The following is a 24210-nucleotide window of genomic DNA, read 5'->3' on the forward strand; positions in this document are numbered from 1 at the left end:
CTCGACCGGGTCGCGGCGGCGGCGGGAGCGGACAGGAGGCGCGGATGAGCGGAGCATCGACGGCCCTCGGCGAGGCCTCGCGCGCCTACCTCCGGCTCTGGCGCGGACTGCCCCGGGAGGTGGTCGCGCTGGTGGCCGCGATCCCGGTCGCGCTCCTCGGCGCCTTCTGCGCCGGCGTCGCGCTGGCCGTCGCGCTCGGGCTCGTCGGAGTCCTGATCGGCCTGGTGTTCCTGCCTGCCGCCCTCTATACGGCGCGCTTCTTCTCGCGGGCCGCCGTCGGCCTCGACGTGCTGGCCGGACGGCCCGCCGTCCCCCGGCCGCAGTGGCGGCGACCGCCCTCCTCCGTCACTCCGTCGACCTTCGCCCTCTACGGTCCGGTGATCGACGGGCACTACTGGCTCGCTCTCCTGCACACGCTCGTCGTGGCTCCGGTGCTCGCGCTGCTGTCCGGACTGCTCCTGGCGCTGTGGACCTGGGCGGGCCCGGGCACGGTGGCCGCCGCGCTCACGGGGGCCCCCGGTCCGGCCCGCCTGCTGGCCGAGAGCGGAGCAGCTCTGCTGGGCGCCCCGCAGCCTCCGGCGGGACTGGTCGCCGCGGCGACGGTCGCCACGACCGTCCTCTTCGTCTCGACCCTGCCGTTCGCCACCCGCGGTCTCTCCCTCCTGCACTGGCTGGTCGACCGTCTCCTGCTCGGCCCGTGGGAGTCGGAGGCGCTCCAGCGCGAGGTCGCCGAGCTGAGCGCCTCCCGCGGCGCAGCCGTCGCCGCCGAGGACCGCGCGCTGCGCCGGCTCGAGCGCGACATCCACGACGGCCCGCAGCAGCGCCTGATCCGGGTGCAGATGGACCTGGCCTCGGCCCGCAACCGACTCGCCGCCGACCCGGAGTCCGCCGCCCGCCTGGTCGACGAGGCTCGCGAGCACGTGCGCGCCGCGCTCGACGAGCTGCGCGCCCTCTCCCGCGGAGTGGCGCCGCCGATCCTGCAGGACCGGGGCTTCGAGGCGGCGGTGCACTCGCTCGCCGAGCTCAGCCCGGTGCCGGTCGAGGTCCTCACCGAGCACCCCGTGGCGGACGTCCCGCCCGAGGTCGAGCGCAGCGTCTACTTCGTCGTCGCCGAGCTGCTCGCCAACGCCTCCAAGCACTCCCGTGCCCGATCGGTGCGGGTGCACCTCGACACCCGCGACTCCGGCACTCCGGGGGAGCGATGGCTCGACGCCTGGGTGGTGGACGACGGAGTCGGCGGGGCGTCGCCGGTCGCCGGTCACGGTCTCGAGGGGGTCGGCGGGCGCGTCCGGGGCCTGCGCGGGATCCTGAGCGTGGAGTCGCCGGTCGGCGGGCCGACCACGGTCGGGGTGCACGTCCCCTACCGCCCGGCCGCCCTATCCTGAGGGCGTGCCCGTGATCCGCGTCGCCATCGCCGAGGACTCGGTCCTCCTGCGCGAGGGCCTGGTCCGCCTCTTCGAGGACGCGGGGTTCGCCTCCGTCGGCGCCTTCGGGGACGCGGACGCCCTGCTCGCCGATCTGGCGCGGGACCCGGCCGGGGTCGACGTCGCCGTGCTCGACGTCCGGATGCCGCCGACCTTCCGCGACGAGGGCGTCCGCGCGGCGCTGGAGATCCGCCGGCGCTACCCGCAGGTGTCGGTTCTGCTGCTCAGCCAGTACGTCGAGGTCACCTACGCGCAGGAGCTGCTCGGCTCCGGCGACGGCGGACTCGGCTACCTCTTGAAGGACCGGGTCGCCTCCGTGGAGGAGCTGCGCGACGCCGTCGAGCGCGTCGCAGCGGGCGGAACAGTCCTCGACCCGCAGGTCGTCGCCTCGCTCCTGCAGCGCAACCGCGACCCGCTCGCCTCGCTGACCCCGCGGGAGCGGGAGGTGCTGGAGCAGATGGCCCAGGGGCGCACGAACGCGGGCATCGCCTCCGCTCTCTTCGTCGGCGTGGGCGCCGTGGAGAAGAACGTGACCGCGATCTTCCAGAAGCTCGGGCTCGAGGACTCGGGCTCCGACCACCGGCGGGTGCTGGCGGTCCTCGCCTTCCTGCGCGCCGGGCGCTGACCACCGGAGAAGAGGAGAACCCGATGCCGTCGAGTCCTGCGGAGGGCGCCCGCGTCCTCGCCCTGACCGGGGGACGCGCCCCGGAGATCGCCGACACCGCGTGGGTCGCTCCGGGCGCCACCGTGATCGGCTCCGTGCGCCTGGGGGAGCGGGCGAGCGTCTGGTACGGCGCCGTCCTGCGCGCGGAGCACGCGCGGATCGAGCTCGGCGCCGGCAGCAACCTCCAGGACGGCGTCGTCGTCCACGTCGACGCCGACTACGACGCGGTCATCGGCGCCGGAGTCTCGGTCGGGCACAACGCCGTGCTGCACGGCTGCACCCTCGAGGACGACGTGCTGGTCGGCATGAGCGCGACCGTCCTGAACGGGGCCGTCGTCGGCACCGGCTCGCTGATCGCCGCGGGCGCCGTCGTCCTCGAGGGGACGGTCGTCCCGCCGGGCTCGCTGGTGGCGGGCGTCCCCGGGAGGGTCCGGCGGGAGCTGACGGAGGAGGAGCGCGAGGGCATCCGCCGGAACGCCGCCTCGTACCTCGCCCTGACGGAGGAGCACCGCGGCGCGGTCGGCTGAGCACGCCCGGAACGCCTCGGAACGACGAAGAGCCCCGGACATCCGGGGCTCTTCGAGAGGAGAGGGGCTGACGAGAATCGAACTCGCATCATCTGTTTGGAAGACAGAGGCTTTACCACTAAGCTACAGCCCCGGATCGGCGGCCTGACGACCGCGAACCGGTGCGACCGGTTCTCTCGACCGGGCACCAGGACAGCGTAGTACATCGCGCGAGCACCGTGGACACCCCGGTCGTCCTCCGCCGCGCGGTTCCGGTCGCCGTTGCCGCGGTGCAGTACACTTGCGAAGGCCATTTCGGCGTGTCGCGCAAGCGCACGTGCGGGGACGGCTCGACGAGAGTCTCACGCACGGTGCCCAGGCCCGCGCATCCGGGGCGTAGCTCAGCTTGGCTAGAGCGCCCGCTTTGGGAGCGGGAGGTCGCAGGTTCGAATCCTGTCGCCCCGACCACGAGTACTCATCGTGACGACATCGACCCGTGACGACCGTCATCCGGCGCCGACACCAACCAGCACAGGAGATCCCCTCACGTGAAGACCACGGTAGAACAGCTGAGCCCGACCCGCGTGAAGCTCGCGATTTCGGTCACCCCGGACGAGCTCGGCCCCAGCATCACGCACGCCTACGGCCACATCGCCGAGCAGATCAACGTCCCCGGCTTCCGCAAGGGCAAGGTCCCGCCCGCCATCGTCGACCAGCGCGTCGGCAAGGCCGCGGTGCTCGAGCACGCGGTCAACGAGGGCCTCGACGGCTTCTACCGCGAGGCCGTCCGCGAGACCGAGGTCCGCCCCCTGGGCCGCCCGCAGGCCGACATCGTCGCCTGGCCGAGCGACAAGGACTTCACCGGCGACCTCGAGCTCGCCATCGAGGTCGACGTGCGCCCCGAGATCACCGTCCCGGACTACGACGGCATCGAGCTCACCGTCGAGGCGGCCGAGGTCACCGACGCCGACGTCGACGCCGAGCTGGACAAGCTCCGCAGCCGCTTCGGCACCCTGGTCACCGTGGACCGCCCGGCGAAGACCGGCGACTTCGCGCAGATCGACCTGGTCGCCTCCATCGACGGCGTCGAGGTCGACACCGCCAACGCCATCTCGTACGAGCTCGGCTCGGGCGAGCTGATCGAGGGCATCGACGAGGCGCTCGACTCGCTCACCGCGGGCGAGAGCACCACGTTCACCGCTCCGCTGCTCGGCGGCGACCACGCCGGCGAGCAGGCCGAGATCGCCGTCGCGCTCACCGCCGTCAAGGAGCGCGAGCTCCCCGAGGCCGACGACGACTTCGCGCAGATCGCCAGCGAGTTCGACACCATCGCCGAGCTGCGCGAGTCGCTCAAGGAGCAGGCCGCTCAGCAGAAGACCTTCGGCCAGGGCGGCGAGGCCCGCGAGAAGCTCGTCGAGGCGCTGCTCGCCCTCGTCGAGGTCCCCGTGCCCGCCGGTCTCGTCGAGGACGAGGTGCACCGCCACCTCGAGGGCGAGAACCGCCTCGAGGACGACGAGCACCGCGCCGAGGTCAAGGAGGCCAGCGAGAAGACCTTCAAGACGCAGATCCTCCTCGACCACGTCGTCGAGCAGGAGAAGGTCCAGGTCAGCCAGGACGAGCTCACGCAGTACCTCATCCAGGGTGCGGCGCAGTACGGCATGGAGCCGAACGAGTTCATCAAGATCCTGTCCGAGAACAACCAGATCGGCCAGATGGTCGGCGAGGTCGCCCGCAACAAGGCGCTCGCGATCGTCCTCGGCAAGGCGAAGGTCACCGACACCGAGGGCAACGCCGTCGACCTGACCGCGTTCACCGCGGTCCCCGGTGACGACGAGGCCGTCGAGGCCTCCGACGAGGCCGTCGCCTCGGACGAGACCGAGGTCGCGGAGGAGGCTCAGGCCGACGCCGACGCCGAGGTCCCCGCCGAGCCCGTCGCCGAGGAGCCCGCCGCCGAGGAGGAGCCCGCCCCGGCCCCCAAGAAGAAGCGCGCGCCGGCCAAGAAGAAGGCCGCCGCTCCCGCCGAGGAGACCCCGGCCGCGGAGTAGTCGCCGCGAGCACGTCAGGAGCCGCCCCCCGATCCGTCGGAGGGCGGCTCCTCTCGTTGGGGGGGCTCCGGTCCGCCCCGGGCGAACACGGGCGACTCCCGCTCCGCCCCGGGCGAACACGGGCGACTCCCGCTCCGCCCCGGGCGAACACGGCCGGATCGGCCTGGCGGCGTCCGATAGATTCGCCTCCGAAGCGACAACTGAAACGGAGCAATACATGGCCGACATGGTTATGCCCAACAGTGTTTTCGACCGCCTGCTCAAGGACCGGATCATCTGGCTCGGTTCCGAGGTGCGCGACGAGAACGCGAACGAGATCGCCGCGAAGCTCCTGCTCCTGGCAGCCGAGGACTCCGAGCGGGACATCTACCTCTACATCAACTCGCCCGGCGGCTCCATCACCGCGGGCATGGCGATCTACGACACGATGCAGTTCGTCCCGAACGACATCGTGACCGTGGGCATCGGGATGGCGGCCTCCATGGGCCAGCTGCTCCTCACCGCCGGAACCCAGGGCAAGCGCTACATCACCCCCAACGCGCGGGTGCTCCTCCACCAGCCGCACGGCGGCTTCGGCGGCACGGCCTCCGACATCCAGACCCAGGCGCAGCTCATCCTCGACATGAAGAAGCGCCTCGCCGAGATCACCGCCAAGGCGACCGGCAAGACCGTCGAGCAGGTCAACGAGGACGGCGACCGCGACCGCTGGTTCAGCGCCGAGGAGGCCCTGGCCTACGGCTTCGTCGACCACATCCGCTCGTCGGCGACCGACGTGGCCGGCGGTGGCGGAACCGCCATCGACGAGTAGTCCAGCGAACGCGCCGAGAGATCAGGAACAGACAATGACCACACCCACCTTCGGCGGAACGGCGTTCGGCTCCGGAGCCGCACCGTCCTCGCGCTACATCCTCCCCACGTTCGAGGAGCGCACGGCCTACGGCTACAAGCGCCAGGACCCGTACGCCAAGCTCTTCGAGGACCGCATCATCTTCCTCGGAGTCCAGGTCGACGACGCCTCCGCGGACGACATCATGGCCCAGCTCCTCGTGCTCGAGAGCCAGGACCCGGACCGCGACATCGTCATGTACATCAACTCGCCCGGTGGCTCCTTCACCGCGATGACGGCGATCTACGACACGATGCAGTACATCCGCCCGCACATCCAGACGGTCGTGCTCGGCCAGGCCGCCTCGGCCGCCGCCGTGCTCACCGCCGCGGGAACGCCCGGCAAGCGCCTCGCGCTGCCGAACGCGCGCATCCTCATCCACCAGCCCGCCGTGCAGCAGGGCGGGGGCCAGGCCTCGGACATCGAGATCCAGGCCGCCGAGATCATGCGCATGCGCGAGTGGCTCGAGGAGACGCTGTCGCACCACTCGAACCGCTCGATCGAGCAGGTCAAGAAGGACATCGACCGCGACAAGATCCTCGGCGCGAGCGACGCGCTCGAGTACGGGCTGATCGACCAGGTGCTCACCAGCCGCAAGAGCCTCCCGGCTCTCACGGCGTAGGGCGTCCAGGAGGGGCCGGGTGGCGGAGCGATCCGCCGCCCGGCCCCTCTCTGCGTCCTCCGTCGCCGTAGCAAAGCGCCACACGAGGCGCAAGGCACGGCGAATCCGGCCCGCCTGCCGAGCCCTCGCGGCTCAGCGGCTAGGCTCGGAGCAGTGTCAGGGGGCTCGTCCCGCTCGCACCGGCCGGAGCTCCGGGCTCCGTTGCACGACCGACCGACGCACGACAGACGCACGACAAGGAAGTGGGGCATCCCCGTGGCACGTATTGGCGAAAGCGCCGACCTGCTGAAGTGCTCCTTCTGCGGCAAGAGCCAGAAGCAGGTCCAGCAGCTCATCGCGGGACCGGGCGTCTACATCTGCGACGAGTGCGTCGAGCTCTGCAACGAGATCATCGAGGAGCGCCTCTCCGAGTCGAGCGAGGAGACGAGCCACGAGTTCGACCTCCCGAAGCCGAAGGAGATCTTCGGCTTCCTCGAGGAGTACGTGATCGGGCAGGAGCAGGCCAAGAAGGCCCTCGCCGTCGCCGTGTACAACCACTACAAGCGCGTGCGGGCCCGCAACACCATCACCGCCGCCGACGCGATCCACGACGAGGTCGAGATCGCCAAGAGCAACATCCTGCTCATCGGCCCCACGGGCTGCGGGAAGACCTACCTCGCCCAGACCCTCGCGAAGCGCCTCAACGTGCCCTTCGCCGTCGCGGACGCCACGGCCCTCACCGAGGCGGGCTACGTCGGCGAGGACGTCGAGAACATCCTCCTCAAGCTCATCCAGGCCGCCGACTACGACGTCAAGCGTGCCGAGACCGGCATCATCTACATCGACGAGGTCGACAAGATCGCGCGGAAGGCCGAGAACCCCTCGATCACGCGCGACGTCTCGGGCGAGGGAGTGCAGCAGGCGCTGCTCAAGATCCTCGAGGGCACCGTCGCCTCCGTGCCCCCGCAGGGCGGGCGGAAGCACCCGCACCAGGAGTTCATCCAGATCGACACGACGAACGTCCTCTTCATCGTCGCCGGCGCCTTCGCCGGACTCGAGGACATCATCTCGTCGCGGGCGGGCAAGCGCGGCATCGGCTTCGGCGCCCCGCTGCACAACAAGGAAGACGAGATCAACATCTTCAGCGAGGTCCTCCCGGAGGACCTGCACAAGTTCGGGCTGATCCCCGAGTTCATCGGGCGCCTCCCCGTCGTCACGACGGTCACGCAGCTCGACCAGGACGCGCTCATGCAGATCCTCACCGAGCCGCGCAACGCGCTCGTGAAGCAGTACCAGCGGATGTTCGAGATCGACGGCGTCGAGCTCGAGTTCGACCGGGGCGCTCTCGAGGCCATCGCGGACCTGGCGGTCCTCCGCCAGACCGGAGCTCGCGGACTGCGCGCCATCCTCGAGGAGGTGCTCGGCCCGATCATGTTCGAGGTGCCCTCCTCGGACGAGGTGGCGCGCGTCGTCGTCACCCGCGCCGCGGTGCTCGACAACGCGGCCCCGACGATCGTGCCCCACGCTCCCCGTCGCCAGGAGAAGAGCGCCTAGTCGCTCCCCGCCCCGCTCTGCCAGTTCACCGCGATTGGCCCGGCGGATCGTCGGGCGAGGCGCTCCCGCTTCCCTAACCTGGCGGAGCGCGCCGACGGCGCGTCCGGTCGCCTCGGTGCCGGTCGATCCTCCGGGAGGCTCCGCCATCGTCCAGCCGCTGCTCGCCGGGATCGTCGCCGCCCTGACCGGCTTCTCGAGCTCGTTCGCGATCGTGCTCGCCGGGGTGGTCGCGGTGGGCGCCACCGACGTGCAGGCCGCGTCGGGCCTCCTCGCCGTCTGCGTGCTGCAGGGGGTCCTCTGCATCGTGCTGAGCATCCGCTACCGCGTGCCGATGACCTTCGCCTGGAGCACGCCGGGCGCCGCCCTGCTGGCCGCGACCGCGACGCTCCCCGGCGGCTTCGACCGCGCGGTCGGGGCGTTCCTGGTCGCCTCCGCTCTGCTGGTGGTCACCGGGCTGTGGCCGGCGCTCGGGAGGCTCGTCGCGCGCATCCCGCGGCCGCTCGCGAACGCCATGCTCGCGGGCATCCTGTTCCCGCTCGTCCTGGCGCCGGTGCGCGCGGCGGTCGAGATCCCCGCGCTCGCGCTGCCGGTGATCCTGCTCTGGCTGCTGCTCCTGCGGCTCCTGCCCCGCTGGGCGGTGCCGGCCGCGATCGCCCTGGCGATCGTGCTGCTGATCGTGACGGACGGCGCGGCACTCGCCGGTGCGCCGCTGCTCCCCGTGCCGCAGTTCGTCGCTCCGGTGTTCGAGATCGGAGCGATGGTCGGGATCGGCCTGCCGCTCTACGTGGTCACCATGGCCGGGCAGAACATCCCGGGCATCGCGGTGCTGACGAGCTTCGGCTTCCCGGCCCACTCGCGTCCCGGGATCGTCTCGACCGGTGCTCTCTCCGGGGTCTCGGCGATCTTCGGCGGCGTGCCGATCAACTACGCCGCGCTCAGCGCCGCGCTGACCGCGGGTCCCGAGGCCTCGCCGCGGCCGGAGCAGCGCTGGGTCGCCTCGGTCTCGGCGGGCGCCTCCTACCTCGTGCTGGGCGTGTTCGCCGGAGCGGCCGCCGCGCTGGTGTCCTCCGCGAGCCCGCTGCTGATCGAGGCGGTCGCCGGTCTGGCGCTGCTGGGGGTGTTCGTGTCGGCGGTGCAGGCCGCTGTGGAGGACGCGCGGCTGCGGCTGCCGGCGGCGGCGACGCTCCTGGTCACCGCCTCCGGCACGACCATCGCGGGGATCGGATCGGCGTTCTGGGGCCTGGTCGTGGGACTCGTCCTCCTCGCCTGGCTCGTCCCCCGGCGCCGCTAGAGGAGGCCGCGGCGCGCGAGCAGCGGCTCGGTCCGCGCATCCCGCCCGCGGAACACGCGGTACGCGTCGAGCGGATCGCGGGAGCCGCCGAGCTCGAGCACCCCGCGGCGGAAGCGCTCGCCCGCCGAGCGGTCGAGGCCGCCGTTCTCCTCGAACCACTCGACCGTGTCCGCGTCGAGGATCTCGCTCCAGATGTAGGAGTAGTAGCCCGCGGAGTAGCCGCCGGAGAAGACGTGCGCGAAGTACGTGCTGCGGTAGCGGGGCGGCACGGCGGGAAGGAGGAGGCCCGCGCCGTCGAGCACGTCGCGCTCGAAGGCGGCCGCGTCGCGCGGCTCGACCGGGGCCGGCAGGGAGTGCCAGGCGAGGTCGAGCAGGGCGGACGCCAGGTACTCGCTCGTCGCGAAGCCCTCGCCCCACAGCGCGGACGCCTCGAGGCGCTCGACGGTCCCCGCGGGCAGGGCCTCGCCGGTCTCGACGTGGCGGGCGTACTCGGCGAGGAGCCCGGGGCGGCGCACCCACGTCTCGTTCACCTGGCTCGGGAACTCGACGAAGTCCCGGAACACCGCGGTACCGGCGAAGCGCGGGTACCGCGTGCTCGCGAACAGGCCGTGCAGGGCGTGCCCGAACTCGTGGAAGAGCGTCTCCACCTCGTCGAGGCTGAGAAGGGCGGGCTCGCCCGGGCCCGGAGCCGACAGGTTCAGGTTGTTCACGACGACGGCGGAGTCGCCGAGCAGCGAGGTGCGGCTGGACAGGGAGTTCATCCACGCCCCGCCGCGCTTCGAGTCGCGGGTGAAGGGATCGAGCAGGAACAAACCCAGCGGCGTCCCGTCCTCCTCGTGCACCTCGAACACGCGGACGTGCTCGCTGTAGCCGGCCAGGTCGCTCCGCTCCGAGAAGCGGACGCCGTAGAGACCGGTGGCGGCGGCGAACACGCCGTGCCGGAGCACCCGCTCCAGCTCGAAGAAGGGACGCAGTGCGCTGGAGTCGACGGAGTAGCTCTCCGACCGCACGCGCTCCTCGTAGTAGGCGCGATCCCACGCCTCGATCGTGAAGCGCGGCGCTCCGGCGGCGTCCTGCTCGGCGTCGGCGGAGGCCTGCATCCGCTCGAGCTCGATCCTCGCGTTCCGGGCGGCGGGAGCGGCGAGCTCGCGCAGCAGCGACAGGACGCGCTCCGGCGAGCCCGCGGTCTGGCCCGAGATCACGAACTCGGCATGCGAGGCCGCGCCCAGCAGAGCTGCGCGCTCGGCCCGCAGCGCGACGATCTGCTGCAGAGTCGCGGTGGTGTCGTGCGGCCCGCCTTCCGCACCGCGGCCGACAGAGGCGCGCAGGACGCGCTCGCGGACGCCGCGGTCGCGCAGACGCGCGAGCCAGGGGTGGCCGGAGTAGAGGGGCAGGGTGATCAGCCAGCCGTCGACGCCGCGGTCGGCGGCGGCGCGCGCGGCGGCGGAGACGTCGGACTCGTCGAGCCCGTCGAGGCCGGCGACGTCCTCGAGGAGGACCGCCCGGTCGTTCGACTCGGCGAGCAGGTCCTTCTCGAAACGCGTGGTCAGGGTCGAGAGCTGCTCGTTCAGCTCGCCGAGCCGTGCCTTCCCCACGTCGTCGAGGAGCGCACCGGAGCGCTCGAACCCGGTGATCCTCCGCTCGAGGAGGTAGGCCGTCTCGGCGTCGAGGTCGAGCTCCGTCGACTGCTCGGCGAGAGCGCGGAGCCGCACGAAGAGGCGCGGGTCGAGGCTGATCGCATCGCTGTGGGCCGAGAGCAGCGGAGCGAGCTCGGCCTCCAGAGCGTCGGTGAGCGGAGTGCGGTCGGAGGCGGCGACGGTGAAGAAGACGGCGCTCACCCGGCGCAGCTCGCGCCCCGCCCGCTCGAGGGCGACGAGGGTGTTCTCGACGGTCGGCGGCTCGGAGGCGCCGGCGATCGCGTCGATCTCGGCGCGGTGCCGGCGGAGGGCCTCGAGGAACGCCGGGCGGTAGGCCTCGGGGTCGACGGCGGCGAAGTCGGGGAGCCCGTGGGGGAGTCCGCTCGGCTCGAGCAGGACGGCGACGGGATCGGGAGCGCTCATCCTGCGAGCCTAGAGCGCGAGCGGGGGAGAGGGCTCCGGCTCAGGATCGCAGGACGCGCGCGCTCACCGGGCTCGGCGACCGCGCCGCGAAGGGGCGTCAGCCCCAGTCGTCGTCGTCCTCGCCCTCCACGCGGCCCTGCGGCTGCGTGATGTAGGCAGCGTCCTCGGCGGGACGGTGGGTGATCGTCGTGCCGTCGTCGAGCTCGAGGACGGGCCTGCCCTCGAGCCAGGTGAGCGTCCAGCGCCAGTCGGCGGTCGCCGTGCCGGCCGCGGTGAGCTCGCCCTCGACGTCGCCGATGGCGGTGACGACGATCTCGGGGAGGGTCTGCGGCGGCACCTGGCCGACCGACCAGCGGGTTCCGAGCTGCATGGGAGGGGTCCTCTCGACGGTGGGGAGGGAGGCGGGACCATTCCCGCCTCCCGGGAGCGGCGCTACGCCTCGGTCTCGAGCTCGATGCCGACCGCGAGGGCGTCGCCCTCGGCGAAGTCGAGCGTCGCGATCCTGCCGACGGCCGCGAGGTCTCCCGCGGCGAGTCGGAGAGACGCGACGAGCTCGGCGGGCGCCGTCACCAGGGCGGAGCGGGCCGGCGTCTTCTGCGAGGCCTTCGCATCGGTCTTCGCGCGCCGGATGGCCGTGAGGACCGAGCTCGCCGCGGCCAGGACGGCGGGGTCGCCGCCCAGGCCCTCGACGGCCGGCCAGGGGCGCAGGTGCACCGAGTCGTCGTGCGACCACGACCAGGTCTCCTCCGTCGCGAACGGCAGGAACGGCGCGAAAAGGCGCTGGAGGACGTCGAGCGCCCGGTGCAGGGAGGCCGCGGCGGACGCGCCGTCCTCGCTGTACGCGCGCTCCTTCACCAGCTCCAGGTAGTCGTCGCAGAACGTCCAGAAGAACGCCTCCGTCGTCTCGAGGGCGCGGGCGTGGTCGTAGTTCTCGAGCGCCGTCGTCGCGTCGGCGACCACGGTGTCGAGGGTGGCCAGCATGCTGAGGTCGAGCGGGTCGGTGACCTCGGCGCCCTCGGCGAGAGGGAAGCCGTGGATGAACTTCGCCGCGTTGAGGATCTTGATCGCCAGTCGGCGGCCGATCTTGATCTGCGTCGGGTTCTGCGGGTCGAAGGCCGCGTCGGTGCCCAGGCGCGAGGAGGCGGCCCAGTAGCGGACCGCGTCCGAGCCGTGCTGCTCGAGCATCGCGGCGGGAGTGACCACGTTGCCCTTCGACTTCGACATCTTCTTGCGGTCGGGGTCGACGATGAAGCCGGAGACGGTCGCCGTGCTCCACGGGGCGCGGCCGTCCTCGAGCTGCGAGCGCAGGAGGGTAGAGAAGAGCCAGGTGCGGATGATGTCCTGGCCCTGCGGGCGCAGGTCGTAGGGAGCGACCAGCTGCCAGAGCTCGTCGTCGCGCTCCCAGCCGCCCGCGAGCTGCGGGGTCAGCGAGGAGGTCGCCCAGGTGTCCATCACGTCGAGCTCGCCCTGGAAGCCGCCCGCCGCTCCGCGCTGGTCCTCCGAGTAGCCGGGGGCCGGGTCGCTGGAGGGATCCACCGGCAGCGCCGCCTCGTCCGGCACGATCGGGGAGTCGAAGACGGGGTTGCCGTCGCCGTCGAGCGGGTACCACACCGGGATCGGCACGCCGAAGAAGCGCTGGCGCGAGATCAGCCAGTCGCCGGAGAGGCCGTTCACCCAGTTCTCGTAGCGGACGCGCATGAACTCCGGTACGAAGCGCACGTCGCGGCCGAGCTCCAGCAGGCGCTCCTTGAGCACCGCGTCGCGAGCGCCGTTGCCGATGTACCACTGGCGGGTCGACACGATCTCGAGCGGCTTGTCGCCCTTCTCGAAGAACTTGACCTGGTGCGTGATGGGGCGCGGGTCGCCGACCATCTCGCCGGACTCCTTCAGCAGCGCCACGACGGCCTGCTTCGCGGAGAAGACGGTCTTGCCGGCGAGCTGCTCATAGGCGGCGCGGCCCGCGTCGCTCGTGATCGCGGCGGGAGCCTCCGAGATCAGGCGGCCGTCGAAGCCGATGATCGCACGGTTGGGCAGGTCGAGCTCGCGCCACCAGACCACGTCCGTGATGTCGCCGAAGGTGCAGATCATCGCGATGCCCGAGCCCTTGTCCTTCTGCGCGAGGTGGTGCGCGAGCACCGGGACCTCGACGTCGAAGAGCGGCGTGCGGACGGTGGTGCCGAACAGCGCCTGGTAGCGCTCGTCGTCGGGGTGCGCGACGAGGGCGACGCAGGCGGGCAGCAGCTCGGGACGGGTCGTCTCGATGAAGACGTCCTCGCCGCCCTCGCGGTGGAAGCCGAGGCGGTGGTAGGCGCCGGGCTGGTCCTTGTCCTCGAGCTCCGCCTGGGCGACGGCGGTCCGGAAGGTGATGTCCCAGAGCGTCGGGGCCTGCGCCTGGTAGGCCTCGCCTCGGGCGAGGTTGCGGAGGAAGGCGCGCTGCGAGGCGGCCTGCGACTCGTCGCCGATGGTCCGGTAGCTCTGCGACCAGTCGACGGACAGGCCGAGGGCCCGCCAGACGTCCTCGAACTGCTTCTCGTCCTCGACGGTGAGGCGCTCGCACAGCTCGACGAAGTTGCGGCGCGAGATCGGCTTCTGGTCGGCGGCCTTGCTGCTCTTGTTGTCGCCGCCCTCGAACGGAGGCGTGAAGCCGGGCTCGTAGGGGAGCGTCGGGTCGCAGCGCACACCGTAGTAGTTCTGCACGCGGCGCTCGGTGGGCAGGCCGTTGTCGTCCCAGCCCATCGGGTAGAAGACGCTCTTGCCGCGCATCCGCTGGAACCGCGCGACGACGTCGGTGTGCGTGTAGGAGAAGACGTGCCCGATGTGCAGCGACCCGGACGCGGTGGGCGGCGGGGTGTCGATCGAGTAGACGTCGGCGCGGGTGAGGCCGGTGCGGTCGAACCGGTAGGTCCCGTCGGTCTGCCAGCGGAGGCCCCACGTGCCCTCCAGGCCCTCGAGGGCGGGCTTCGCGGGGAGGCGGTCGGCGAGGGTCATGATGCTCCGGTTCGCTATGGGCGGCACCGTGTCGGTGGTGATGGTGCCTGGATGGGGGCTCCGGGGCGAGTCGCCCGCCGGCCGCGACGATTCTACCGGAGCGGCGGGAGCCGGGTCAGTCGACGACGGGGGTGAAGCCGGGTCAGTCGACGACGGGGGTGAAGCCGGCGCGGACGGGCGCGAGCGCCTCGTCGAGATAGGGCACGAGCTCGCCGCGGGTGGGGCCCGCCGCGGCCCACGCCTGCACGGCCGCCACCGCGGCTCCGACGCTCGCGTAGGCGATGGCGCGCGAGAGGTGCGAGGGCAGCGGGCGCGCGCTCCGCTCCTCCACGAAGCGGGCGATGACGGCCGCCTGCCGGGCGAGGCGGCCGAGGGCCGACGCCTGCAGCTCGTGGACGCTGCCGATCATCTCGGACTGGGTGAGCACCCACGGCACCGTCGCGGGTCCGAAGCCGGAGCCGATCGCGAGCAGCGCGTCGCCGAGCGCGTCCATCACCGGCGCCTCTGCCGCCGTCTCGGCCAGCGCTTCCGGGAGCTCGGCCAGCCGGTCGTCGACCAGCACCCAGAAGACGTCGCTCTTGGACTCGAAGTAGTTGAAGAAGGTGTTGCGCGAGACCCCCGCCCGCTGGGCGATCTGCTCGATCGTCGTGCCCGCGTAGCTCTGCTCGACGAAGAGGTCCAGTGCGGCGTCCTCGAGCATGGAGCGCGACGACGCGCGGGGCCGTCCGCGCTGCACTCCTCGCACCATGAACCGCTCCTGCTCCGCTTCCCCCGACGCGCTAGGATAGCGCCGGACGACTTCGACCCGGCCATCACCGGTGAGTCTCCGGAAGAACGGCGCCGGCTCCGGCCTGCGCCCAGTAGACCCGGACGGGTGCGGCCCGTGACAGCCGATCGAGTGGGAACGCGTCAGCGGGCACTCCTCCGGGAGCGACCGGCCGACCGGTCCAAGCGAGGTGGTACCGCGACCCGGCCCGGGGTCTGAGATCCGGGCGGGCCGTCCTCGTGCAGACCAGCAGCACTGCCAGGAGACCGCACGTGACCTACCCCCTGACCCCGCCCACCCCGCACGGAGCCGAGCCCGCCGAGGGCTCCGCGTTCGGCCGGGGCGTGTCCCCGTCGCCGCGCTTCCCCGAGATCGAGGAGCGCGTGCTCGCGTACTGGAAGGCGGACGACACCTTCCAGGAGTCGATCCGGCAGCGCGAGGGAGCGCCGGAGTGGGTCTTCTACGACGGCCCGCCCTTCGCCAACGGCCTGCCGCACTACGGGCACCTCCTCACCGGCTACGCCAAGGACGTCTTCCCCCGCTTCGAGACGATGCGCGGACGGCAGGTGCACCGCCGCTTCGGCTGGGACACCCACGGCCTGCCCGCCGAGCTCGAGGCGGAGCGGCAGCTCGGCATCACCGACAAGTCCCAGATCGAGGAGATGGGCGTCGCGGCCTTCAACGCCGCCGCGAAGGAGTCGGTGCTGCGCTACACCGGGGAGTGGCAGGACTACGTCACCCGCCAGGCGCGCTGGGTCGACTTCGACGACGACTACAAGACGCTCGACCCCACCTTCATGGAGTCGGTGATCTGGGCGTTCAAGCAGCTCTACGACAAGGGCCTCGCCTACGAGGGCCACCGCGTGCTGCCGTACTGCTGGCGCGACCAGACGCCGCTCTCGAACCACGAGCTGCGGATGGACGACGACGTCTACAAGATGCGCCAGGACCAGACGGTCACCGTCACCTTCCCGCTGGTCGGCGAGACGGCGGAGGCGCTCCAGCTGACGGCGGTCCGCGCTCTCGCGTGGACGACGACCCCCTGGACGCTGCCGACGAACCTCGCGCTCGCCGTCGGGCCCGACATCGAGTACGCGGTCGTCCCCGCCGGCCCGAACGGCGCGGCCGACGGCAGGGGCGAGCCCGAGGAGCGCGAGCTCTCGGCCGAGTACCTGCTCGCCATCGACCAGGTCGGCGCCTACGCGAAGGACCTCGGCTATCCGGACGCGGAGTCGGCCCTGGCCGCCGTCTCGCGCACCCATCGCGGCTCCGAGCTCGAGGGGATCAGCTACGACCGCCTCTGGGACCACTACGCGGACAACGAGGCCTGGGGCACGCAGAACGCGTGGCGCATCCTCGTCGCCGACTACGTGACCACCAGCGAGGGCACCGGCATCGTGCACCAGGCGCCCGCCTACGGCGAGGACGACCAGAAGGTCTGCGAGGCGGCGGGCATCCCCGTCATCATCTCGGTCGACGACGGCGGCCGTTTCCTGCCGCAGATCAGCGAGGTCGCCGGCCTCCAGGTCTTCGACGCGAACAAGCCCCTCACGCAGCTCCTGCGCGCGGACCACCGGCTGCTCCGCCAGGCGAGCTACGAGCACTCGTACCCGCACTGCTGGCGCTGCCGCAATCCGCTGATCTACAAGGCGGTCTCGAGCTGGTTCGTCCGCGTCACCGCGATCCGCGACCGCATGGAGGAGCTCAACCAGGAGATCACCTGGGTCCCCGAGAACGTCAAGGACGGCCAGTTCGGCAAGTGGCTCTCGGGCGCGCGCGACTGGTCCATCAGCCGCAACCGCTACTTCGGCTCGCCGATCCCGGTGTGGAAGAGCGACGACCCGGAGTACCCGCGGATCGACGTCTACGGCTCGCTGGACGAGCTGGAGCGCGACTTCGGCGTGCGCCCGGACGACCTGCACCGGCCGTTCATCGACGAGCTGACCCGCCCGAACCCCGACGACCCGACCGGGCGCTCGACGATGCGCCGGATCAGCGACGTCCTCGACGTCTGGTTCGACTCCGGATCGATGCCCTTCGCCCAGGTGCACTACCCGTTCGAGAACGCGGACTGGTTCGACACCCACAACCCGGCGGACTTCATCGTCGAGTACATCGGGCAGACGCGCGGCTGGTTCTACACGCTGCACGTGCTCTCCACCGCGCTCTTCGACCGCCCGGCGTTCCGCAACGTGGTCAGCCACGGCATCGTGCTGGGCAACGACGGGCAGAAGATGTCCAAGTCGCTGCGCAACTACCCGGACGTGGCCGAGGTCTTCGACCGCGACGGCTCCGACGCCATGCGCTGGTTCCTGATGTCGAGCCCGGTCCTCCGGGGCGGCAACCTCGTCGTGACGGAGGAGGGCATCCGCGAGGGCGTCCGCCAGGTGCTGCTGCCGCTGTGGAGCACCTGGTACTTCTTCTCCCTCTACGCCAACGCCTCGGCGGGCGGCGGCTACGAGGCGACCAGGCGCACCGGCTCCGAGGACGTCCTCGACCGCTACCTGCTGGCCAAGACCCGCGATCTGGTCGAGACCGTGACCGGCCGGCTCGAGGCGCTGGACTCCACGCTCGCGGCCGCCGCGCTCCGCGACTTCAGCGACGTGCTCACGAACTGGTACGTGCGCCGCTCCCGCGACCGCTTCTGGCAGGGCGTCGACGAGGACGGCCGCGGATCGGAGGCGTTCGACACGCTCTACACGGTCCTCGAGACCGTGTGCCGCGTCGCCGCCCCGCTCCTGCCTCTCGTCACGGAGCAGATCTGGCGGGGCCTGACCGGCGGCCGCAGCGTCCACCTCACCGACTGGCCGGAGGCGGACGAGTTCCCCGCCGACCCGGCGCTCGTGCACGCGATGGACGCGGTCCGCGGCATCTCGTCCACCGCGCTCTCCCTCCGCAAGCAGGCCGGGCTCCGCGTCCGCCTGCCGCTCGCGCGCCTGACCGTGGTGGTCGCCGACGCCGCCGAGCTCGCGCCGTTCGAGGCGATCCTCCGCGACGAGCTGAACGTGAAGGAGGTGTCGCTGGTGCCGCTGGTCGACTCCAGCGCCGCCGACTACGGCGTCACCTCCCGTCTCGCGGTCAACGCGCGCGCCGCCGGGCCCCGGCTCGGCAAGGGCGTGCAGACCGTGATCAGGGCCGCCAAGGCCGGCGACTGGAGCGAGACGGACGGCGTCGTCACCGCCGGCGGCGTCGAGCTGGTCGAGGGCGAGTACGAGCTCACGCTCGAGGTCGGCGGCTCGGCCGGCGACGACCGCGCCATCGCCCTGCTCCCGCGCGGGGGCTTCGTGCTCCTCGACACGGCGACCACCCCCGAGCTCGAAGCGGAGGGGCTCGCCCGCGACCTCATCCGCGCGGTGCAGGACGCCCGCAAGGCGGCCGGGTTCGAGGTCAGCGACCGCATCGTCCTGGAGGTCGTGCTCGACGAGCCGAGCCTGCAGGCGCTCGAGCCGCACGCGCTCTGGATCGCGGAGGAGACCCTCGCGACCGGATGCGCGTTCACTCCGCTCACCACGGCTCTCGAGGGCGGCGAGGGCGCGATCGCCGTCGGCCCCGCGGGCACCGCCATCATCCGCGTCGAGAAGGTCGAGGCCGCCGATGTCTGATCCGTTCGAGCCGGACGACGCCGACCGCGCGGCCGCCGACGCCGTCTACGCCGCGCTGCTGGAGCGCCTGGGCGAGGCGAGCGTCCGCCCGCGCCTCGCTCCGACCCGGCGCGCCGTCGAGATCCTCGGCGACCCGCAGCGCGCCTACCCGGTGATCCAGATCGCCGGAACCAACGGCAAGACCTCGACCAGCCGGATGATCGAGAGCCTGCTGCGCGCCCACGGGCTGCGGGTGGGCCTGTTCACCAGTCCGCACCTCGAGCGCTTCAACGAGCGCATCGTCATCGACGGAGAGCCGATCTCGGACCGGAGCCTCGCCGACAACTGGCAGGACGTCGAGCCGTACCTGCGGATGACCGACGCCGAGCTGGCCGAGCAGGGCGAGGCGCCGCTGTCCTTCTTCGAGGCGATCACCGTCCTGGCCTACGCGGCCTTCGCCGACGCGCCGGTCGATGTGGCCGTCGTCGAGGTGGGGATGGGCGGCGAGTGGGACTCGACGAACGTCGCCGACGCGCAGGTCGCCGTCTTCACGCCGATCGCCCTCGACCACACCGACCGCCTCGGCTCGACGATCGAGGAGATCGCGCGCACCAAGTCGGGCATCGTCAAGCCGCTCGCATCGGTGGTCTCCGCGAGGCAGGTCCCGGAGGCGGAGGCGGTGCTGCGGCACGCGGCCGAGGCCACCGAGTCGACGATCGTCGTCGAGGGGGCGGAGTTCGACGTCGAGTCGACGACCGTCGCCGTCGGCGGCCAGGTCGTCACCGTCCGGGGACTCGTCACCACGTACGAGCAGCTGCTGCTGCCGTTCTTCGGCGACCACCAGGCCGAGAACGCCGCCGTGGCCGTCGCCGCGGTCGAGACGTTCCTGGGAGGCGGGACGCAGGAGCTCACCGGCGACGTCCTCGACGAGGGCTTCGCCGCCGCGACCTCCCCGGGCCGCCTGCAGCTCGTCGGACTCGCTCCGCGCACCGTCGTCGACGCGGCGCACAACCCGCACGGTGCCGCGTCCCTCGCCGCCGCTCTCGGCCGCTACTTCGACTTCGACCGCGTGACGGCCGTCCTCGGCGTGCTGGCCGAGAAGGACGCCGAGGGGATCCTCCGGGAGCTCCGCCCCGTGGTGGACGAGCTGATCCTGACCACGGCGCCGAGCGATCGGGCGATGCCCGCCGAGGAGCTCGCCGCGCTCGCCCGCACCGTGTTCCCGGAGGAGGCGGTCCGCGTCGCCGACGACCCGCTGGGTGCTCTCACGGCCGGTCGCGTCCTCGCGGCGCGCACCGACAAGGGCGCCCTGCTGGTCACGGGCTCGATCACCCTCGTCGGCCGCACGATCACCGCGGCCCGCGACGAGAACTGGATGGGCGCGTGAGGGCCGGACGCCCGCGGCGCTCGCGGACCGTCCGGGAGAGCCTCGGCTCGATCGTGCTCGGCTTCGAGGCGGTCATCGTCTTCCTCGCCACCCTGGTCGCCTTCGGGCTGAAGGCGGCCGACCCCGTGGTCGTGCTGGTCGGGGGAGCGGTGGTCTGCCTCGCGCTCGTCGCCACTCTGGGCCTGCTGAACCGGCCGGTCGGCTTCCGCATCGGCTGGGTGCTCCAGTTCGTTATCGTGGCCTCGGGCCTGCTGGTCCCGATCATGTACGTGATCGGCGCCGCCTTCGTGGCGCTGTGGACGTACTGCATGGTGACCGGCACCCGCCTCGACGCTCAGACGCGCCGGGCGGCGGAGCCCACCGACCCCACCGAAGGAGACCGCTGAACCATGGCCACCCAGGAGACCCTCGTCCTCGTCAAGCCCGACGGCGTCGCCCGCAACCTCACCGGCGAGATCCTCCGCCGCATCGAGGCGAAGGGCTACTCCCTCGTCGACGTGAAGCTCGTCGAGGCCGACCGCGAGCTGCTCGCCGCCCACTACGCCGAGCACGAGGGCAAGCCCTTCTACGAGCCGCTCGTCGAGTTCATGGAGAGCGGCCCGATCGTCGCCCTGCGCATCGCGGGCGACCGCGTGATCGAGGGCTTCCGCGCCCTCGCCGGCACCACCGACCCGACCACGGCCGCTCCCGGCACCATCCGCGGCGACCTCGGCCGCGACTGGGGCCTCAAGGTCCAGCAGAACCTCGTGCACGGGTCCGACTCCGAGGAATCGGCCGCGCGCGAGCTCGGCCTCTGGTTCGCCTGAGCCGCTCGGCCGCCTGCCTCTGACGACGTCCGTCAGAGGTAGGCGAGCACGTTCAGCCTCACCTGCGCGATCACCGCGATCAGCAGGTAGCAGAGCAGCGTGATGAACGGGACCCAGCCGTAGGCGGCACCGGCGAAGCGGCGCACCCCGGCGGGGACGGGGAACACGCCCTCACGGAGGTTGCGGAGCGTCACCAGCCAGAAGCCCGGGATGACGACGGCCCAGGTGAGCATGCACCAGGGGCAGAGCGTTCCGAGCGCGAAGACGCTCGTCGCGATGAGCCAGCCCACGAACACCAGGGCCAGCAGGAAGCCGACGTTGAAGGCCGCCCAGAACCACCGGTCGAACCGGGCGCCTGCGAGCAGGCCCAGCCCCACCACGATCGGCGCGATCCAGGCCGCCAGGCCGATGAGAGGGTTCGGGAAGCCGAAGACCGCGCCCTGCGCCGAGTTCAGGTTCGCACTGCACTGCACGAGCAGGCTGAAGTCGCAGCCGAGGCCCGCATCGGGGTTCTCGAGAGCGGCGAACTTGTCGTTCGTGAGAGCGAAGGCGGCGGTCCAGCCGATCACGCCGAGGACGATCAGCAGGACGGCGAAGACGACGGGGCGCTGCTGGGTGGGGGCGTCGCGCACCCCGGGATCGCTGGACACCGGGGGATTATGGCACGCGCCGGATCGGCGCCTCTGGGAATGCGTGCGATAATCGGAGCCGTCGGTCCGGGGGACCCCGCATCGACGCGAAGAAGGTTTACCGGGCGAGTACCGGGCCACAGGAGATCGACAGCGTTCCGCGAATGGACGCGCCGGATCTCCGCTCCGCCGGGAGTCGACCGCAGGTCGCACCGCGGAGGAGCGCGTGTCGGATAGTCAGTTCCGAGAGTGCAGCTGCAACCGGAGTCCCGCGCCACGAGCGCGACGGGACCGGGGGAGCGGAAGGATTCGCGGCGGGCCGAGGCCCCTCGCACGAGAGAAGCATCCGGGAAGACGACGCGGCGGACGACCCGGCCGAGGAGTGCACCAGGAATGGTGGAAGACAACAGTACGAGCGGATCCGATCGGGACCGCGACGAGCCCCGCAGCGGGGCCAGGAAGATCAGCCGCCTCTTCGGTGGCCGCCGGGCGACCCGGCGGACCGAGTCGAGCGCGCCAGCGACAGGGGAGACGATCATCGACAGCAACGAGACCGACCAGACCGGAGCCGAGGGCACCGAGCTGCCCGAGACCGGGAGCGCCGCGGAGGCGGCCGAGCCGTCGACGTCGACGGGCGCGGTGTTCTTCAACGCCCTCCCGCAGACTCCGGGCGCCGAGCAGGAGGAGCCGCGACGGCCCGCACTGCCGAGCCCGTCGCTGCTGTTCCAGGCGCCGGTCCTGCCTGACTACGTCGAGCTGGCTCCGCTGCCTCCCCGCGGTGCGCCGCTGGGCGTCCAGGAGGAGCGCGAGAGCCCGGCCGAGGAGCAGGGCTCCGTCCGCCGCCGCTCGCGCCGCCGCAGCGGCGAGAGCGAGAGGTCCGGCTCCGACGACCCCGAGAACACCGTCGTCCGGGTCCGCCAGCCGCGCGAGCAGCGCGAGGCCCGCGAGCCCGAGCTCATCACCGAGCCGCAGCGCATCAAGGGCTCGACCCGCCTCGAGGCCAAGAAGCAGCGCCGCCGCGACGGCCGCGACGCCGGCCGGCGCCGCACGGTCGTCACCGAGTCCGAGTTCCTCGCCCGCCGGGAGGCCGTCGACCGCGTCATGGTCGTCCGTTCGAAGGAGGACAGCATCCGCATCGGCGTGCTCGAGGACGGCGTCCTCGCCGAGCACTACGTCGCCCGCTCGCAGGAGGCGTCGCTCATCGGCAACGTCTACCTCGGCCGCGTGCAGAACGTCCTCCCGAGCATGGAGGCCGCCTTCGTCGACATCGGACGCGGGCGCAACGCCGTGCTCTACTCCGGCGAGGTCGACTGGGACGCCGCGAACAACGCCGGCGGCCCCCGCCGGATCGAGCTCGCGCTCAAGCCCGGCGACCGGGTCCTCGTCCAGGTCACGAAGGACCCCGTCGGCCACAAGGGCGCCCGTCTCACGAGCCAGATCTCGCTCCCGGGCCGCTACCTCGTCTACGTGCCCAACGGTTCGATGAACGGCATCTCGCGGAAGCTCCCGGACACCGAGCGCGCCCGCCTGAAGAAGATCCTCAAGGAGGTGCTGCCCGAGAACGTGGGCGTCATCGTCCGGACCGCGGCCGAGGGCGCCACGGAGGAGCAGCTGACCGTCGACGTCGAGCGCCTGACCGCGCAGTGGACGGCTCTCAGCGCGAAGGCCGCGACCGGGCAGGCTCCCGCTCTCCTGCACAGCGAGCCGGACCTGCTGATCAAGATCGTCCGCGACGTCTTCAACGAGGACTTCGAGAAGATGGTCATCGCCGGCGACGACGCCCGCGAGACCATCGAGCTCTACCTCAGCCAGGTCGCACCCGATCTGCTCGAGCGCGTCGAGGTCTACACGGGTGAGAAGGACGCGTTCGACGAGTTCCGCATCACGGAGCAGATCGAGAAGGCGCTGGAGCGCAAGGTGTGGCTGCCCAGCGGCGGCTCGCTCGTGATCGACCGCACCGAGGCGATGACGGTGGTCGACGTCAACACCGGCAAGTTCGTCGGCTCGGGCGGGAACCTCGAGGAGACGGTCACGAAGAACAACCTGGAGGCGGCCGAGGAGATCGTCCGCCAGCTGCGCCTGCGCGACATCGGCGGCATCATCGTCGTCGACTTCATCGACATGGTGCTCGAGTCCAACCGCGACCTCGTGCTCCGCCGCCTGGTCGAGTGCCTGAGCCGCGACCGGACGAAGCACCAGGTCGCCGAGGTCACCTCGCTCGGCCTCGTGCAGATGACCCGCAAGAAGCTGGGCCTGGGCCTGCTCGAGACCTTCAGCGAGAACTGCGAGATCTGCGCCGGACGCGGCGTCATCGTCCACCACGACCCCGTGCTCAAGCACCGGTCGACCGCCGCTCCGCAGCAGGAGCAGCGCCGCCGGGGCAAGGGCGGCGAGCAGCAGCCCGCCGCCTCCGGGCGCTCGAACGGCGGGCAGAACGGGCAGGGCGCGCCGGCGACCAAGCCGGTCAGCACCCACGCCATCACGGACGACGCGAAGAACGCGCTCGCGCAGATCGCCGCCAGCACCATCCACCCCCAGGCCGTGCGCCAGGCGGCGGAGGAGGCGGCCGCGCTGGTCGAGGACGCCGCCGAGACCGTCGAGGCCATGGCGCCGGAGGAGTCCGCCACGGCACCCGAGGAGCAGCCGTCCGAGCCGAGCCGTCGCGGCGAGCGTCCCGCTCGGGGCGAGCGCCGTCGTCGCAGCCGCGACCGCGAGCCGCGCCAGGAGGCCGCCGAGACGGCGGCCGTCGAGTCGGCTCCCGTCGAGACCCCGGTCGAGAAGGAGATCGAGCCGGCCGCTGCCGCGCCGATCCTCGACATCCCGATCGCGCCGGTCACGCCTCCGCGCCGCGTCCGCAGCGAGGTCGCCGAGCACCTGCTCGACTCCGTGCTCGACGCTCTGCCGGCCCCGAAGCAGCCCGGCCAGGGCCGTGCGAAGAGCCGGCGCGTCACGACGGCCGCGCTCACCGGAGTCGCGGTCATCCCCGAACAGACCCCGCGCCGCGCCGACCAGTAGCGCGACC

The 24210-nt window shown here is 72.0% G+C and carries 18 protein-coding genes and 2 tRNA genes; 14 read left to right on the top strand and 6 right to left on the bottom strand.

The features are described 5' to 3' along the window. Positions 1 to 44: 44 nt before the first annotated feature. Genes C5C99_RS09760 through C5C99_RS09770 form a run of 3 tightly spaced genes read left to right on the top strand, consistent with a single transcriptional unit; the run spans position 45 to position 2615 of the window. Positions 45 to 1385, top strand: coding sequence for a histidine kinase (locus C5C99_RS09760; protein WP_219813622.1), 1341 nt, complete (start codon positions 45 to 47; stop codon positions 1383 to 1385). Between the two features lie 4 nt (positions 1386 to 1389). Then, positions 1390 to 2049: a response regulator transcription factor gene (locus tag C5C99_RS09765; RefSeq protein ID WP_104247297.1), complete on the top strand. Its 660-nt coding sequence runs from the start codon at positions 1390 to 1392 to the stop codon at positions 2047 to 2049. A gap of 23 nt (positions 2050 to 2072) precedes the next feature. Further along, on the top strand, positions 2073 to 2615 hold the full coding sequence (locus C5C99_RS09770; protein ID WP_104223695.1) for a gamma carbonic anhydrase family protein: 543 nt from the start codon (positions 2073 to 2075) through the stop codon (positions 2613 to 2615). A gap of 62 nt (positions 2616 to 2677) precedes the next feature. Here C5C99_RS09770 and C5C99_RS09775 read toward each other — a convergent pair. After that, positions 2678 to 2748: transfer RNA gene (locus C5C99_RS09775), tRNA-Gly, on the bottom strand. Between the two features lie 236 nt (positions 2749 to 2984). On the opposite strand from C5C99_RS09775, the gene C5C99_RS09780 reads away from it, so the two are divergent. The 6 genes from C5C99_RS09780 (at position 2985) to C5C99_RS09805 (ending at position 8971) form a co-directional block, all read left to right on the top strand. Next, positions 2985 to 3062: transfer RNA gene (locus C5C99_RS09780), tRNA-Pro, on the top strand. Between the two features lie 80 nt (positions 3063 to 3142). Further along, complete coding sequence (gene tig / locus C5C99_RS09785) at positions 3143 to 4639, top strand: trigger factor (protein WP_104247279.1); 1497 nt, start codon at positions 3143 to 3145, stop codon at positions 4637 to 4639. A gap of 217 nt (positions 4640 to 4856) precedes the next feature. Then, on the top strand, positions 4857 to 5447 hold the full coding sequence (locus C5C99_RS09790; protein ID WP_097165884.1) for an ATP-dependent Clp protease proteolytic subunit: 591 nt from the start codon (positions 4857 to 4859) through the stop codon (positions 5445 to 5447). Positions 5448 to 5481: 34 nt separating this feature from the next. Next, entirely contained in the window at positions 5482 to 6147 is a 666-nt protein-coding gene (locus C5C99_RS09795; protein WP_068253282.1) for an ATP-dependent Clp protease proteolytic subunit, read from the top strand. A gap of 255 nt (positions 6148 to 6402) precedes the next feature. Beyond that, a complete protein-coding gene (gene clpX, locus C5C99_RS09800) occupies positions 6403 to 7680 on the top strand; it encodes an ATP-dependent Clp protease ATP-binding subunit ClpX (RefSeq protein ID WP_104247278.1) in 1278 nt (425 codons plus the stop codon). Positions 7681 to 7795: 115 nt separating this feature from the next. Next, positions 7796 to 8971 carry a benzoate/H(+) symporter BenE family transporter gene (locus C5C99_RS09805; protein ID WP_104261277.1) on the top strand — a complete coding sequence of 392 codons (1176 nt, stop codon included), beginning with the start codon at positions 7796 to 7798 and terminating at the stop codon, positions 8969 to 8971. On the opposite strand, the gene C5C99_RS09810 is transcribed toward C5C99_RS09805, so the two are convergent. The 4 genes from C5C99_RS09810 to C5C99_RS09825 form a co-directional block, all read right to left on the bottom strand. Further along, complete coding sequence (locus tag C5C99_RS09810) at positions 8968 to 11031, bottom strand: M3 family metallopeptidase (protein ID WP_104340020.1); 2064 nt, start codon at positions 11029 to 11031, stop codon at positions 8968 to 8970. The genes C5C99_RS09805 and C5C99_RS09810 overlap by 4 nt on opposite strands. Before the next feature lie 97 nt (positions 11032 to 11128). After that, a complete protein-coding gene (locus C5C99_RS09815) occupies positions 11129 to 11401 on the bottom strand; it encodes a hypothetical protein (RefSeq protein ID WP_104340021.1) in 273 nt (90 codons plus the stop codon). A 62-nt stretch (positions 11402 to 11463) separates the two neighbouring features. Continuing rightward, positions 11464 to 14019 carry a valine--tRNA ligase gene (gene valS, locus C5C99_RS09820; RefSeq protein ID WP_104223689.1) on the bottom strand — a complete coding sequence of 852 codons (2556 nt, stop codon included), beginning with the start codon at positions 14017 to 14019 and terminating at the stop codon, positions 11464 to 11466. Positions 14020 to 14161: 142 nt separating this feature from the next. Further along, entirely contained in the window at positions 14162 to 14767 is a 606-nt protein-coding gene (locus tag C5C99_RS09825; protein WP_104223688.1) for a TetR/AcrR family transcriptional regulator, read from the bottom strand. 290 nt (positions 14768 to 15057) lie between these two features. Between C5C99_RS09825 and ileS the strand changes: the two genes are divergently transcribed. The 4 genes from ileS to ndk are packed head-to-tail and all read left to right on the top strand — an operon-like array spanning position 15058 to position 20559. Continuing rightward, positions 15058 to 18387 (top strand): isoleucine--tRNA ligase, encoded by a 3330-nt coding sequence (gene ileS / locus C5C99_RS09830; protein WP_374953734.1) that lies wholly within the window; start codon positions 15058 to 15060, stop codon positions 18385 to 18387. Beyond that, positions 18380 to 19753: a folylpolyglutamate synthase/dihydrofolate synthase family protein gene (locus C5C99_RS09835; RefSeq protein WP_104327685.1), complete on the top strand. Its 1374-nt coding sequence runs from the start codon at positions 18380 to 18382 to the stop codon at positions 19751 to 19753. The genes ileS and C5C99_RS09835 overlap by 8 nt, the downstream gene beginning before the upstream one ends. Continuing rightward, positions 19750 to 20139 carry a DUF4233 domain-containing protein gene (locus tag C5C99_RS09840; protein ID WP_104262805.1) on the top strand — a complete coding sequence of 130 codons (390 nt, stop codon included), beginning with the start codon at positions 19750 to 19752 and terminating at the stop codon, positions 20137 to 20139. Before C5C99_RS09835 ends, C5C99_RS09840 begins: the two co-directional genes overlap by 4 nt. Positions 20140 to 20142: 3 nt before the next feature. Then, the gene (gene ndk / locus C5C99_RS09845) at positions 20143 to 20559 is read left to right on the top strand and encodes a nucleoside-diphosphate kinase (RefSeq protein ID WP_104223686.1); all 417 of its coding nucleotides are present in this window, start codon (positions 20143 to 20145) and stop codon (positions 20557 to 20559) included. Positions 20560 to 20591: 32 nt separating this feature from the next. On the opposite strand, the gene C5C99_RS09850 is transcribed toward ndk, so the two are convergent. After that, on the bottom strand, positions 20592 to 21209 hold the full coding sequence (locus C5C99_RS09850) for a vitamin K epoxide reductase family protein (protein ID WP_258062881.1): 618 nt from the start codon (positions 21207 to 21209) through the stop codon (positions 20592 to 20594). Positions 21210 to 21581: 372 nt separating this feature from the next. Between C5C99_RS09850 and C5C99_RS09855 the strand changes: the two genes are divergently transcribed. After that, positions 21582 to 24203 carry an Rne/Rng family ribonuclease gene (locus tag C5C99_RS09855; RefSeq protein ID WP_104340022.1) on the top strand — a complete coding sequence of 874 codons (2622 nt, stop codon included), beginning with the start codon at positions 21582 to 21584 and terminating at the stop codon, positions 24201 to 24203. Positions 24204 to 24210 lie beyond the last annotated feature (7 nt).

It is taken from the genome of Rathayibacter sp. AY1C4, assembly GCF_002932195.1.
In the GTDB taxonomy this organism is placed as follows: Bacteria; Actinomycetota; Actinomycetes; order Actinomycetales; family Microbacteriaceae; genus Rathayibacter.